The sequence below is a fragment of the Pseudomonas californiensis genome, assembly GCF_021147775.1.
GTDB lineage: Bacteria > Pseudomonadota > Gammaproteobacteria > Pseudomonadales > Pseudomonadaceae > Aquipseudomonas > Aquipseudomonas californiensis.
Genome location: NZ_JAGTPK010000017.1, coordinates 104,061 through 117,739, shown reverse-complemented (window position 1 = coordinate 117,739; position 13,679 = coordinate 104,061). Strand labels below are relative to the sequence as shown.

Sequence of the window (13,679 nt, the reverse complement as noted above, 5' to 3'; positions counted from 1 at the left end):
TCGCTTGGGCGATGGCTCAGCCTCGCCGCATCATGAAGATGAAAAACAGCCCGCCCAGCAGCGCTGTCGCAATGCCTATCGGCAAGTCTTCCGGCGCGATCAGCGTACGGGAGATCACGTCGACCCAGATCATCAGCAGCGCACCCAGCAGCGCCGCGACGGGCAGCAGGCGGCGATGCTCCGAGCCCACCAGGCGGCGGGCGATATGCGGCACCATCAAGCCGACAAAGCCGATGGCGCCGCACAGCGCGACCAGTACACCGGTCATCAGCGACGCGATGAGAAATACCAGCAGGCGTACATTGCGAACCTGCAAGCCAAGGCTTGCGGCCGTCTGATCGCCTACCATCAGCGCGTTCAGGGATCGACCGAGCCCTTGCAAAAACATCCATCCCGCCAGCACCGTGAACAGCGGCACCAGCAGCAGTTCCCAGCGAGCCAGGCCCAGGCCGCCGAGCATCCAGAAAATCACTGAAGAGCTGGCCCGGTGGTCACCGAGAAACAGCATCAGGTTGGCGATGGCCATCATCACGAATGACACCGCGACACCACCGAGCAACAGGCGATGGCTTTCCAGGCGACCCTGACGGCTGGACAACCAGAGCACCAGACACAGGCTGGTCAGCGCGCCGGTAAAGGCCGCTAATGGCAGAGTCAGCATGCCCAGCACCTCACCGACATGCATGACCACGATCACGGCGCCCAGTGTTGCGCCGGATGTGGCGCCGAGCAGGTGCGGGTCTGCCAGCGGGTTGCGTGTCACGGCCTGCAGCACGGTGCCGATCAGCGCCAGACCCGCGCCCACCAGCGCGCCGAGCAATACGCGAGGTGTGCGGATCAGCCAGACAATGGTTTCCTGCCCTGCGGTCCACTGAAGGGACGAGGGCGCCACGTCGAACAGTCGGGACATCAGAATGCCGGCGACCTGACGCAACGGCACCGGGGCCGCGCCAAACGTGGTGCACACCACACAGGACATCACCAGCGTCACCATCAGCACCGCCAGCAGACCGGTGTATCGGCTGGGTCGCTCAGTCACCCATTGCGTCAGGGTCACCGCGCGGCTCCGTGGAAGGTGGCAGCCAGGGTTTCGATGGCGGTGACGTTATCCAGCCCGGGCGTGACGGCAACATACGGCAGCACCACGTAGCGCCGGTTGCGGATGGCGTCGATGGATTGCAGCGCCGGGTCGTGTTCCAGAAAGTACTGTTTCTGGGTCGCACTGACGTCGCCATAATCGACGATCACGATGACCTCGGGGTTGCTGGCCACCACCGATTCCCAATTGACGTGGGTCCAGCTGGCCGAGACGTTATCCATGACGTTGCGCCCGCCGGCCGCGCTGATCAGCGCTTGCGGTATGGCCAGACGCCCAGCCGTCATGGGCCGGTCTTCGCCACTGTCGTACAGAAAGACCCTGGGCACGGGTTTGCCTGCCACTTGCGTCTGGACTGCTTTTACCCGGCTCTGCATCTGCGCGACCAGCGCCTGCGCCCGGTCCTGAACGTCGAAGATCCGCCCCAGATTGAGCAAGTCGTTATAGACATCCTCAAGTGTCGCTTCATTGCGCGACATGATCTGCGCGCAGGACTCTGTCAACTCGTAGGCCTTGATGCCAAGCGGCGCCAGGCTCTGCGGCGTGACATCGCCACCGACCCGCATGCCGTAATTCCAGCCTGCAAAATAGAAATCCGCATTGGCGTTGAGCAGCGTTTCCAGTGACGGGTATTTGCTGGCCAGCTCTGGCAGATTGCCGAGCTTGTGCAACAGGTCGGGGGTTGGCTTGTTCCAGCCGGTCACGCCGCTGTAACCGACCATGTTGGGCTGCAGCCCCAGCGCAACCATCATCTGCGTGAGGTTCACATCGTTACTGACAGCGCGCCTGGGGGCGGCGTCGAACGTTACAGCGCGGTCACAGCTTTTCACGGTAACCGGATAAACAGTGGCGTCTGCCTGAGCCAATGGGCTGGCCAGCAATGCCGCACACGCCAGTCGGGTGAACAAGGATTTCATGTCAGGGGATCCAGGTGATACGCGGATAATTGCGCAAAGGGTGACGATCGATCAGCGCCTTGGCGCCGAATACGTTGTGCAACATGTCTGGGGTCAGCACCTCCCACGGCGTGCCCTGGGCGACAAGCCTGCCATGATGAATCACGCAGAGACGATCACAAAATGCCGCCGCCAGATTCAGGTCATGAATGCTGGCGAGTGTTGCTACGCCGAGCTGTTTTACCAGGCCCAGCAGTTCGAGCTGATGGCGCGGGTCGAGGTGATTGGTGGGCTCGTCGAGCACCATCAGGCGGGGCTGCTGCACCAGAGCCCGCGCCAGCAGCCCCCGCTGTTTTTCTCCGCCGGACAGCGTGTCGAAGCGATGTTGCTCGTAACCGGCCAGGCCCACGTCTTTCAATGCCTGCTCAACCAGCGCGCGGTCATGAGCGCTGTCGGCGGCAAAGAACCGTTGATGAGGCGCGCGGCCCATGGCCGTGACCTCCTGCAGGGTCAGGCCGAACGCTTCGGGAAACTCCTGCGCGACCACCGCCACGTGCCGCGCGCACCAGCGTGGGCTGCGGGTCCAGATGTCGTGACCGTTGACGGCTACGTTGCCGCCGTGCGGACGGCTGTAGCGAAAAGCACAGCGCAACAGGCTGGTCTTGCCGCTGCCGTTGGGACCGATCAGGCCCACGAACTCACCTGCAGCAATCTGCAGGTCGATGTCGTTCAGCGCAAAGTGTTCGTGGCGGCAGACCGCTGTCTGTTCCGGGCGCCACGCCAGGCCGTGGAGTGTCAGCATCAGAAGCTCAAATCAGCCGTCAGGTACAGCGAGCGTGGTTCGCCGAGAATCCATTGCTGGCCTTCGTTGTATTGGCTGGCGGCGTACTGGCGATCAAACAGGTTGCGTAACTGCAACCCCAGCGTGGTGTTGCGCAGCGCTTGCCACGACAGGCTGGCGTCGGCCACGGTGTAGGCTGGCAGCGTGTGGGTATTGGCGATGTCTGCGTAACGGGCGTCGACATAACGCAGCCCGCCGCCGATCAGCAGGTCGCGGGTGATCTGCTTGTCGAGCCAGACGTTGGCGGTGCGTTTCGGCACATCGACCGGACGGTTGCCGTCGCGTGAAACGGCGACGCCCGAAACGCTTTGATCGAACTCGTCATATTGCGCACGTACCACGGCGGCATTGGCGTTCAGGGTCCAGTCCTGAGGCAACTTCAGTTTCACGCTGGCCTCGAGTCCGTCGGATGACTGCTGCCCGACTTGCTGGGTGAGGTCAGGGTTGCTGGCGTCTGTGGTCAGCAGCTTTTTCTTGACGATGTGGTAGGCGGCCAGCGTCCATTCCACACGCTCATCCCACAGTGCCTGTTTGAAACCCACTTCGGACTGCCTGGCAGTGGACAAGTCGAATTGCTGCTGGCTGGGGTTGAGCGAGACGAGGCTGCCCACGCCGTCCGTGCTGGTCGAGTATTGTGCGTAGGCCGAACTGCTCGGCGTGAGGGCGTACACCAGGCCGACTTTCCAGTTATCCCCGATCAGGTCTTTCTCTGTGCGGGTGTCGTCACGCAGGGCGTTGCGCTCGATGTTCACGTAGTCCCGACGCGCCCCCGTGATGAGCGAGAGTCGATCGGTCAGCACAGTGCGGTTTTCGCCGAACACCGACAGCTGTTGCGCCGTGCTCTTGAACAGCGCCGAGTAGGGCGACGCGCTTTGAAAGTCTGCACGCGAGGGGTTTGCCAGATCAATCGGATCGCCCGCCGGGTTGACGTCGTCGAACGGTGAGTTGTTGGTCAGTTTGAAGCGAATGCGATTGACGTCGATGCCGACCACACTTTGGCTTTCCAGCCCGGCCAGGGTGTGCTTGAAGGTGAATGTCTGGCGATCGCCCACTTGTTCCTGATTGTGCTTGATGCCGAAGTAGCCGCTGCGTGACAGCTGTTGCGTGGCTACGTCCCAGTTGTAGTTTTCAGCATTTTGCCAGCGTCGACGCGACTTGAGGTAGTACAGCTCGTTGCTGGCCGCCACCTGATCGGATATCTGCCAGTCGGTAGTCAGCCGGGTCCACTGATCATCGTACTGCTGCTTGTCGTTCTGAATGTTGTAGTTTTTGTCCCGCAACCCTTCGTGGTAACGGCCGTTGATCAGCGGCACGCCGAAGTAGTTCATCGGGCGCTGCGTGCCGCCGTCATGGGCCAGGGTAAACGTCAGGTTGTCGCTCGCCTCCCAGCGCAATGCGCCGCTGAAAAACGTGCTGTCCGAATCGCCGCGGTCTACCCAGCCGTTGCTGCGCAACTGGTTGAGATTCAGGCGGTAGCTCAGCGTATCGGATAACGAGCCGCCGCTGTCCAGCGCGGTCTGCTGGCTGTCGAAAGAGCCGTAGCCAAGGCGCAGGTGGTTCTCGATCTCGCCATCGAAAGGCTTTTTGGGGATCACGTTGATCACCGCGCCGGTTGCCCCTTCGCCGTACAGGACAGAAGCCGGGCCGCGCAACACGTCGATGCGTTCAATTGCCCACGTATCCACCGGCATCGTGACCGTACCCATGGCGCTGTACATGCGCGTGCCGTCATACAGCTGCATGACCGATCCCTGACCGGTGAAACCCCGTGCAGACAAAGCCGTGCCGCCGTCTCCCGGTGTACCGATAGCCGTGATGCCGGGGCTGCGGGCTACTGCCTGCTGCACGTTGGCATCGCCGCGATGCCTGACCTCGCTGCCGCTGAGCACACTGGTGCTGGCGGGGGTCTGCAAAGCCGTCAATGGCAAGCGGGACCCGGCGGCGGTTAACGCGTCAAGCGTGTCCGGGGTCTGCTCTTGTGAAGGTGCTTTGGCGGTGACGCTGGAGGCAGCCAGTTCGACCTGCTCGGTGGCGCATGCGTTGGCTGCGTTGCCAGCGGCCAACAGGCACAGGGTCGTGAGCACACAGTGGAACCGGAAATCAGGGTTGTTCATGAGGTGGGTGGCCGCTTTGGAGACTGCATCAAGGAATGAATGTTTGTGTTATAACATAACATTTCAGGGTCAAGAATCAGCGTCGCTGAATTGACCGTTCACCATTGATCAAAGAGGTCGTTCCCATGTCGGATGCTCGTATTCCCGTGACAGTGCTGACCGGTTTTCTGGGCGCCGGCAAAACCACGCTGCTGAACCATATCCTGAGTCGCCAGCACGGCATGCGTATCGCCGTGATCGAAAACGAGTTTGGCGAAATAGGCATCGACGACGCGCTGGTGATCCATGCCGACGAAGAAGTCTTCGAGATGAACAACGGCTGCATCTGTTGCACGGTGCGTGGCGACCTGATCCGCATCCTGACCAACCTGATGCGTCGGCGTGATCGCTTCGACCACATCATTGTCGAGACCACTGGCATGGCAGACCCGGGTCCGGTGTCCCAGACATTTTTTGTCGATGACGAAATACGCGAAGCGTTGCGGCTGGACGGCATCGTGACCGTGGTGGATGCCAGGCATGTGCTTCAACATCTGGACGGCATGGCCGAAGTGCGGGAGCAGATCGCGTTCGCTGATGTGATTCTGCTCAACAAGACCGATCTGGTGGACGCAGCGCAGCTTGATGAGCTCGAAGCCCGGCTACGGAAAATGAACGCACTGGCGACCTTTCACCGCAGTGTGAACGCCGAAGTGGATATCCCGAGCGTGCTCGGTGTGGGCGGATTCGATCTGGAGAAGATGCTGGCCCAGCGTCCGGGGTTTCTGGAAAAGGAATACCCGTTTGAATGGGCTGCCATCGTGCGGTTGCCAGCCGGGGTTGCTCAATTGCGCTACGGCGCAGGGCCTGATCCGTTGATTGGTGCATTGCTGCTGCCCCTGCGCGACGATACCGAAGAAGATCTGCGCAAGGCGGTTGATACCGCAGACAAGGCGTTTGCGCGCGATCGCAAACGGTCGCTGACCGGCGCCCGGTTGATCCCTGGACGTGGCGTTGGCAACCTGCAAGTCCCGGAAGAGGGGAGCGAAAAGTGCGTTGAGCTGGTGATTCCGGCTGACGGTTTCTACGCATTGTTCACCGAACACGGCGCGCAAGAGTTTGACCTGCGCATTGAGCGCGACGGCCAGCCTGTTCCGATTATCCTAGAGCGGCACTACGCAGCAGCCCATACCCACGACGAGGACATCAGCTCGGTCGGCCTGACGATTACCGGTGCGCTGAGCGAAGACAAGGTCAACCGTTGGCTGGGGCCGTTGCTGGCTGCCAACGGCCAGGACATGCTTCGAACCAAGGGCATTCTCGACATCGCAGGTGAAGACCGGCGCTTCGTCATCCAGGCGGTGCATATGCTGCTGGATGGCGGGCCGGATCGACGCTGGAAGACAGGCGAAAAACGTGAAAGCCAGATCGTGTTCATCGGTCGCAACCTGGACCGCGCAGCGCTGAGCAAAGGGCTGGAGGCTTGCCGGGCATGACAGATATCGACGAGAACGTTGATGCAGTGCTGCGTTTGCCGACGTTATGGCAGCAGCAAGGCGACGAGCGTATCAATGCGCTTGGCTGGTCGGGTGACGACCTGTTGATCGCTGCTGCCTATGCAGACGGTTCCGTGGCGGTCATGAGTTCGCTGGATGGCACAGTGCTGTGGCAGACGGCTGCACACGGTATGGATGCCAGCGCTGTGCAGTGGTCACCGGATGGCAGCCTGCTCGCCACGGCGGGGCAGGCTGGCGGCGTGGCGTTATGGAATGCGCGCGAGGGTACGCTCGTCCATCGACTGGAGGCTGGCAACGACTGGATAGAAAACCTGAGCTGGAGCGCTGACGGCCTGTTGGCGGTAGCCTGCGGGGCGCAGGTCACCGTCTGGAACATGCAAGGCGAATTGATTCAACGTCTGCAAGCAGTCGCGGGCACCGTGACCGGGCTGCACTGGTTGCCCGATGGCCGCCTGTTCAGCAGTTGCTACGGCGGTGTGGCGCAGTGGTCGGTCGAGCATAGCGAACCGCAACGTTTTTTTGCCTGGAAGGACTCTTTATTGGGTGTATCCATCAGCCCCAGCCAACGGTTCGTGGCGACAGGCTGTCAGGGCAGTGCCGTGCATCTCTGGTATCTGGACAGCGGGGAAGATTTCCAGATGAGTGGCTATCCGGCAAAAGTCAGGCACATGACCTGGAGCGCAGACAGCACCTGGTTCGGCACGGCCAGCGGCGGCATGGTGGTGATCTGGAACTGCACTGGGGCAGGGCCGCAAAACACCCAGCCGATAATGCTGCCCGTGCATGAGAAAACGGTCAACGCGCTGACCTTCAGTCACAAGGATCATCGGCTGGCCAGTGCAGGCCAGGACGGCCTGGTGTTCGTGTTTGACGCAGGGCGCGCTCAACCGTTGGCGGGCTTGCACAATCGAGCAGCGGTATCGTCCATCGCCTGGAGCCATGACGACCGGGTCATTGCGGTCGGTGATCAGCAGGGCAGCCTGAAGCTGTGCGCGGTGCCCACCAGCGCGCAGCTTCAGTCCACTGCCACAGAGTTCGCGGAATAACGGCCTCAGGTCCGCCGGGTGACGATCAGCTCGACCGCAGCGATGCGGTCGACATCCTCGTAGCCGTCTTCCAGCAACTCCTCGCCGAACACGTCCGGGTCCAATTCGCGGTAAGTCCAGGCCAGAGCCTTGTGATCTATGTCGCCATGTACCGCAGCAAAGAACGGATCGCGCTCGCCGACCATGGCCACGCCGGTGTACAGCACCAGCGAGCCGCCAGGCGTAAGGCGGTCCAGCGATTCGTGCACGATACGCACCGAAAGATCGGCGCCCAGCGCATCGCCGCCATGACGATAAGCACGGCGTTGGTTGTCTTTCATGTACGGCGGGTTGGCCACGATCAGATCGAAGCTGCCTTCCACATTGGCGAGGATATCGCTGTGTCGGCAATCCATATTATCCAGCCCGGCGCAGGTGGCGTTGACCTGAGCAAAATGCAATGCCCTTGGGTTGATATCCACCGCGTAAACCTGCGCCTGCGGACGGGCCTTGGCAACCAGCATGGCTCCGGCGCCTGTGCCACAACCAATGTCGACTGCACGATCGATCGGGTGCGTAGTGCTTTGCAGGTGTCGGCTGATCGATTGCGCAAACCGGTAGGTGTCCGGCCCGAAAAACACTGAGTCTTCATCAGTGGTCGGGAACGCCGAGTGCACCAGCAACAGGTCATCGAGGCTTGAAAACCTGACGCGACTTTTCAGGCTTGCTTCATAACGCTCCAGAATCCCGGCGTCGCGCAGCCCTTCGGCCTCGGACGCGGGCATCAGCGACTCCGGGATCAGACGGCTCCAGCCAAACACATCGCGCAGCGTTGACGCTGTCCGGTTGGCTTCACGTTCGTTGACGTGCCGGTGGGTGAGCGGGGTGGGCGTGATGAACCGGTAACCACCGGCTTTCAGATGACGGGACAGTGTAATCAGCGCGGCGCTGTCCGGCAGGGAGGATGTCATGCGTGAACTCCGGTCAGTCGCTCGGCCATGGTCGTGACAAACAAGCGGGTTGCGTAAAGGCCAGCAGCCGACGCATGGCGGGCGGGCGACATGCTTTCGATCAGAATGGCCATCTTTTCTGTAGCGGTGGCCGACTCCAGCTTCCTGTGGAGTTCACGCAGATCCGGGTCAAAATCCTTCGCGGCATGTGCGCCAGGGACGGCTGATGGCTGGGCGTTGGGCAGATTGCGAAACCTCGAGCGGAAGGCCTCGGGCAGGCGCTTGCCAGCGGTGGTTTGCGCGCTGCCATCGGCCAGCCAGTCACCTGCGATCCAGTCATGCACCAGTTGTTTTTCGTAACCGTTGAAGACCCCGAACATTGGCGCACCGGCACCCTCGAACAGTTGCCAGAAACGGCTGTGCACAGGGTCTTGATGACGTTTGATCCAGCCCCGGTTTTGCAGCACTTCAAGGAACTCGGGGATCTGATCCGGCCGTGCCAGCCACTCATTGACGGTCTTGCCATCGAGTCGGCAATAGTCGGAGTGCATGTGCTGGCCGAAGGTGCGCTTGCGTTCAAGCATGGCCACCACTTCCTGCTCCAGATCGAATGACTGGATCACCGCCGAAGACCCTATGCCCAGCTCATTCAGCTTGTAGCCGCTGATCACGCGTCGATAGAACGCCTCGCGTTCTTCGCCCACGGGCAGCAGCTCCATGACACTCTGCGCGGCTTTGCGGGCGTGACCGGTGCTGGCATTGTCGATGGTCACGTGCAGGGTGAAGTAGTACGGGTCGATACCAAGCTCGTTCAATTCGAAAGAGGTGATCAGCAAGTGCAGTGGCAGCTGTTCGTAGCCCAGGTTGTAACCGATGACCTCAGGCAGAAACTGATCGCTCATCTGTCCCAGCGACAGCTGAATAGCACCTTGCAGATAGGCATCGTCATGCAACGGCGCGCTGGTGTCGCAATCCAGATCGGCCAGCAGCTTGCGATACAGCGAGACATGGTTCTGTGCCTGTTCACCGTCGCCCAACTCTTCGAGGTAGGTGCGTATCAGGCCGTGAAAACGATAGTCCGCCCAATGCGGCAGCAGGCCGTATAACCAGGCGCCGTCGACCAGTTTGGTGGGCGCAACGTGCTGCAGGAAATACATCGCATGGGCTTTGCTTTTGAAAAAGCGCCGAGGCTGGCCTGCGCGGCGCTGCTCGAGGTAAACCGCATATTGATCGGCCACATGCCCGACGTTATGTTCTATCCACTGCTCCAGCGCATCCGGCTGGGCGGGAAGCTCGCAGGGCTCATGATCTGCCAAGGCGAGGCACTGATTCAAAAACGCGACTGCATCCTGATGAGGATCAGCCGAACCTTCACTCATCCATGACTGGTAGAGATTCCGGGATCGGGCTTCTTCGACGACAGGCTTGACGACGGCATTGCCGGTCATCAGTTGAAGAGACGTCATAAACATTTACCTCGGCAGTGAAAATCACGAGGGACACTGCCGCGCGAGATTTTCTGTTGTGCTGTTCTGTTGTTCTATAGAGAAGGGAGTGCCGAGCCTTCGATAAAATTCATCGTTTCTTGTCGACGACCGATAAATGGCCGGTCATTCAATTACGCCGACTCGCCGTTCAACATGCGTCTGTGGAAACTCTCGATATGCTCCAGCGCATGCAGTGCAGCCTTGTGCTGGACGACTTCTCTCGCGCCAAAGAAGCGGTGCCTGCGGGTAAAAATGCTGGTGCGTCCCTCATGCACGAAGCCCCACGCAAAACACACCGTACCTGCCGGTATTCCATCGACATCGTCTGGTCCACAGATCCCGGTGGTGGCGACAGCAACGTTTGCACAGCTGTCGCGCAGTGCGCCAATTGCCATCTCACGGGCCACTTCGCAGCTGGTGAGATTGAACTGCTCGATGGTTCTTGGGCTGACACCCAGCAATCGCTGTTTGGCTTCGGGTGAGTACACAACGTAGCCGCATTCGATCAGTGCGCCGCTGCCGGGCACCTGTGCGATAAGCGTGATTATTTCGCCTGCTGTGCAGGATTCTGCGGTGGCTAACAGTAACTTCTGCTCGCCCAGATAAGACACGGCGTGTTCGACAGTCTTCATGACGTTTCTCTTTGCGGCTTGCCTCGTCATGAGGCGTTTGTGCCATCGGTGTCTGGAGTGTGTTTGAGAAAGCCGGTTACACCAGCGAAGCTCACCCGAGGGCTGTAAAGATGGACAAAAAGTGTCCAGCGCTGTTCCGGAAAAAAGCACAAGGACGGACGATTTGCCGCTCGTTCGCTCAAGTATCAGCCGTTCGTGAAAAAGGCTGAACGCAGATTTAAGGGTTGGGTCGTAAGTGTGTGTCGTCGTTGACGATGACGTTTCTCACCCATGAAAAAGGATGATCGAAGATGACTAACTATTTTCGTATGAGCGCTCTTGCCGTTGTACTTTCGGTCGGCAGCCAGTTCGCAAGTGCAGCTGATCCTGCAGAGTTTGTAGATAACGCATCAGCCAAAGGTGTGGCGGAAATCCAGGCTGCCAGGCTTGCAGAAGAAAAGGGCACTTCGGCGGACGTGAAAACATTCGCCAAGATGATGGAAGCTGACCACACACAAGCTAACCAGAAGCTTCAAGAGATTGCCAAACAGAAGAATCTGAATGTTTCCGACGATGCTACGCTGGCGGATAAAGCCAAGGCGATGATCCTTGATTTGCGTAGTGCTAAATCGTTTGACCAGGCCTATGCCAACAATCAGGTCAAAGCGCACGAGCAGACTATCGAGCTGTTTGAGGAAGAAGTAAAAAGTGGCAAGGATGCAGAGTTGAAGGCATTTGCTGAGGCCACACTGCCCAAGCTCAAGGCTCACCTCGCAGAAGCCAAGAAACTGGCTGCCGCCCACGGCGGTGATGCTGCCAAGCAGTGATGTAAACGAACCGCATGGCGGGAGGGCTTTTACAGGCCCACGTCATGCGGCACATCCGGTGTGCCGTCAGACTGATTAACCTGCAACACATGAATCAATAAAGTGGAGCCTTCCCTGGCGCCTCAGCAGTCACCGTCCTGATGACTGTCTCTCCCGCAACGTCGCGGCTTCAACTTCAGTATTTGCCATCATCACAAGAAAACTCTCACGCGCAAATCGCGCCTGTGTTTCGAAGGCTTGCAGGTGCTGGACAAATACCCCATCAACCGATGAAGGCTTGTCGTTGCCATGCAAGACATCCATGGGTATTGCTGTCTTGTTCATCAATGTTTCTCCTGATTGATACAGGGCACGACGATGTGGATGCCGCGTCTCAGGTGTCTGAACGTTTGCCCAGACCGGAACCGAGGTCTGCACCGGTCACGGGGTTGGCCGTTGGGTCCGACATGGTTCTGGTTTTCATGGCTTCGAGTACCGTGGTGTCTTCGGCATTCAGCGTCACAGAAGCGGAGCCGTCGCCGCCGTCCACTGCTGGCTGTGGGTTTTCCACATAGTCCCACTCGGCACCCTGGTTCCAGGCGCCACGCACGTTTGGCCCTTCGGACATTTTGAAATACTTGTTGGTGAACTCTGGCATGCCCGGCAACTTGCCTTGCGGGAAGTTTGGCTGGATGGCATGCAGGGCTTTCTCAAATGACAGCTGGTGTGCAATTTCCCGTGTCATCAGGAACCCAAGCGCTTCTTTCACGCCGGGATCGTCCGTCACGTTCATCAAGCGCTCGTAGACAATCTTGGCCCGCGCCTCGGCGGCGATGTTCGAGCGGAAGTCAGCGGTGGGTTCACCAATGGTGTCGATGTAAGCGGCTGTCCACGGCACGCCTGCCGAGTTCACCAGAGGTGCACCTGCGCCGTAGAGCAGGCTGGTGATGTGCGAATCATTGCCCGCGCCGTTGATGGCCCGGTACAGCTCGCCTTCTTCTTCCACGCCTTCGGCCAGTTGACCCTTGGCGCCCTTGTTAAGCATCACGATGATCGAGCCGACGATTTCAAGGTGGCTGAGTTCTTCAGTCGCGATGTCCATCAGCAGGTCTTTACGGCCTGGATCATCTTCACTCAGGCCTTGGGTGAAATAGCGGCCTGCGGCGGCAAGCTCTCCCTGAGCGCCGCCAAATTGTTCCAATAGAAGGTTGGCTAGACCGGGATTTGGCCGGGCGACGCGAACGGTGTACTGAAGTCGTTTGTTATGCATGAACATATGCGTTTCCTCAGGCTGATTCTCTTTTGGGACAGGCTGCCGTACGTGACAGTCCTGGTGTTACGCAGTCACTAGTTATGAGAGAAGGCCCACCGGAAACGTTGTTAAAAAAGCTGCGTTACGGGATGAACGGTGCCAAAAAGTTAGTTCGATAGAATTTTATTATTTACAGCTGATTTGAAATAAATCCTCATCTGGTTTGCCAGCGCCCATGAACCAAGGGCTGTGGCGCTGCAGCGTTTGGCTTGTCAGCGCTTCTATTAATCGGTGACGTATTAAAGTTGCCTATTAATCAGTAAGCAGTGTTCATGGTCAGCAATGAGTCCTTGAATACTGGCTATATGATGTTGCGCTACAGAAGGTCAGAAAGTTGGAATTTTCTGGACCAGGAAATATCTGTATTGCGTGTGAATACAGCAGGAGTAAAAAAATGGCGACAGAAAAGCACTACCGGATCGATTACCTGCTGCATGGCAGCTACAAGACTTTTTACATCAGAGCTGTCGACATGGATAACCGTGAAGCCTGGCACTGGGCAACGGTCGATGCAGGGTTTGGCGCGATACCCAAGTATCGCTCCGATCCGATACCCAAACTGAGCAAGCCTCAAGCCGAAAAGCTTGGCTTGTCGAATGTCGAATGGACGAGGGCTTGAGGAAATACCTTCGGACAGGTCTCGAGGAAACGAACGTTCACCCACGTGCAGTTCTGATGTCGCACGCTGGTGAATGGAGGTGATGTGATAGATCTGATCCAATGGCCAGCAATGGCTGTGACTGTGCTGGCGGCTTGGTATATCGGGTCTCAGCAGCCCGGAAAACGCATGTTTGCCTTCTGGTGTTTTACCTTCAGCAATCTTCTCTGGGTGATCTGGGGGCTTCATACCGAGGCTTACGCGCTTATCGTCCTGCAAATTTTCTTGTGCGTGATCAACCTGAGGGGCCTGAAAAAGAATCGGGACGGCACCAAGGCCAATTCAGGGGCGTGATTCCCTGACATTCCGACGACCTGCGTCAACGTGACGCAAAAATACCTGTCGCCCGCCTGCATATCGTTTGCAATCAAACAGCTACCTGAAAAT

Annotated in this window: 14 protein-coding genes; 5 read left to right on the top strand and 9 right to left on the bottom strand. The window is 58.9% G+C overall.

Going from position 1 to position 13,679, the window contains the following annotated elements; all coding sequences use genetic code 11:
• Positions 1-16 precede the first annotated feature (16 nt).
• From KDX37_RS17820 to KDX37_RS17805, 4 genes are read right to left on the bottom strand one after another with little or no spacing between them, the layout of a single operon-like run.
• Positions 17-1,057: a FecCD family ABC transporter permease gene (locus KDX37_RS17820; RefSeq protein WP_231654026.1), complete on the bottom strand. Its 1,041-nt coding sequence runs from the start codon at positions 1,055-1,057 to the stop codon at positions 17-19.
• Positions 1,054-2,013: an ABC transporter substrate-binding protein gene (locus tag KDX37_RS17815; RefSeq protein WP_231654025.1), complete on the bottom strand. Its 960-nt coding sequence runs from the start codon at positions 2,011-2,013 to the stop codon at positions 1,054-1,056. Before KDX37_RS17815 ends, KDX37_RS17820 begins: the two co-directional genes overlap by 4 nt.
• Position 2,014: 1 nt before the next feature.
• Positions 2,015-2,794: an ABC transporter ATP-binding protein gene (locus KDX37_RS17810; protein WP_231654024.1), complete on the bottom strand. Its 780-nt coding sequence runs from the start codon at positions 2,792-2,794 to the stop codon at positions 2,015-2,017.
• Complete coding sequence (locus KDX37_RS17805; protein WP_231654023.1) at positions 2,794-4,947, bottom strand: TonB-dependent receptor; 2,154 nt, start codon at positions 4,945-4,947, stop codon at positions 2,794-2,796. Before KDX37_RS17805 ends, KDX37_RS17810 begins: the two co-directional genes overlap by 1 nt.
• Positions 4,948-5,072: 125 nt before the next feature.
• Between KDX37_RS17805 and KDX37_RS17800 the strand changes: the two genes are divergently transcribed.
• Together KDX37_RS17800 and KDX37_RS17795 are read left to right on the top strand one after the other, a co-directional pair.
• Positions 5,073-6,422: a CobW family GTP-binding protein gene (locus KDX37_RS17800; protein ID WP_231654022.1), complete on the top strand. Its 1,350-nt coding sequence runs from the start codon at positions 5,073-5,075 to the stop codon at positions 6,420-6,422.
• Positions 6,419-7,489 (top strand): WD40 repeat domain-containing protein, encoded by a 1,071-nt coding sequence (locus KDX37_RS17795; RefSeq protein ID WP_231654021.1) that lies wholly within the window; start codon positions 6,419-6,421, stop codon positions 7,487-7,489. The genes KDX37_RS17800 and KDX37_RS17795 overlap by 4 nt, the downstream gene beginning before the upstream one ends.
• Before the next feature lie 5 nt (positions 7,490-7,494).
• Here the strand turns inward: KDX37_RS17795 and KDX37_RS17790 are convergent, their stop codons facing one another.
• The 3 genes from KDX37_RS17790 to KDX37_RS17780 form a co-directional block, all read right to left on the bottom strand.
• Positions 7,495-8,439, bottom strand: coding sequence for a N5-glutamine methyltransferase family protein (locus KDX37_RS17790; protein ID WP_231654020.1), 945 nt, complete (start codon positions 8,437-8,439; stop codon positions 7,495-7,497).
• The gene (locus KDX37_RS17785) at positions 8,436-9,884 is read right to left on the bottom strand and encodes an iron-containing redox enzyme family protein (protein WP_231654019.1); all 1,449 of its coding nucleotides are present in this window, start codon (positions 9,882-9,884) and stop codon (positions 8,436-8,438) included. Before KDX37_RS17785 ends, KDX37_RS17790 begins: the two co-directional genes overlap by 4 nt.
• A 152-nt stretch (positions 9,885-10,036) precedes the next feature.
• The gene (locus tag KDX37_RS17780) at positions 10,037-10,537 is read right to left on the bottom strand and encodes a CinA family protein (RefSeq protein ID WP_231654018.1); all 501 of its coding nucleotides are present in this window, start codon (positions 10,535-10,537) and stop codon (positions 10,037-10,039) included.
• Between the two features lie 290 nt (positions 10,538-10,827).
• Here KDX37_RS17780 and KDX37_RS17775 point away from each other — a divergent pair, with 290 nt between their 5' ends.
• Positions 10,828-11,343: a DUF4142 domain-containing protein gene (locus tag KDX37_RS17775; protein WP_231654017.1), complete on the top strand. Its 516-nt coding sequence runs from the start codon at positions 10,828-10,830 to the stop codon at positions 11,341-11,343.
• 129 nt (positions 11,344-11,472) lie between these two features.
• Here the strand turns inward: KDX37_RS17775 and KDX37_RS17770 are convergent, their stop codons facing one another.
• On the bottom strand, positions 11,473-11,667 hold the full coding sequence (locus tag KDX37_RS17770; RefSeq protein WP_231654016.1) for a hypothetical protein: 195 nt from the start codon (positions 11,665-11,667) through the stop codon (positions 11,473-11,475).
• Between the two features lie 49 nt (positions 11,668-11,716).
• Positions 11,717-12,598 (bottom strand): manganese catalase family protein, encoded by an 882-nt coding sequence (locus KDX37_RS17765; protein ID WP_231654015.1) that lies wholly within the window; start codon positions 12,596-12,598, stop codon positions 11,717-11,719.
• 430 nt (positions 12,599-13,028) lie between these two features.
• Between KDX37_RS17765 and KDX37_RS17760 the strand changes: the two genes are divergently transcribed.
• The gene (locus tag KDX37_RS17760) at positions 13,029-13,253 is read left to right on the top strand and encodes a DUF6555 family protein (protein WP_231654014.1); all 225 of its coding nucleotides are present in this window, start codon (positions 13,029-13,031) and stop codon (positions 13,251-13,253) included.
• A gap of 111 nt (positions 13,254-13,364) precedes the next feature.
• Positions 13,365-13,586: a hypothetical protein gene (locus KDX37_RS17755; protein ID WP_231654039.1), complete on the top strand. Its 222-nt coding sequence runs from the start codon at positions 13,365-13,367 to the stop codon at positions 13,584-13,586.
• Positions 13,587-13,679: the final 93 nt, after the last annotated feature.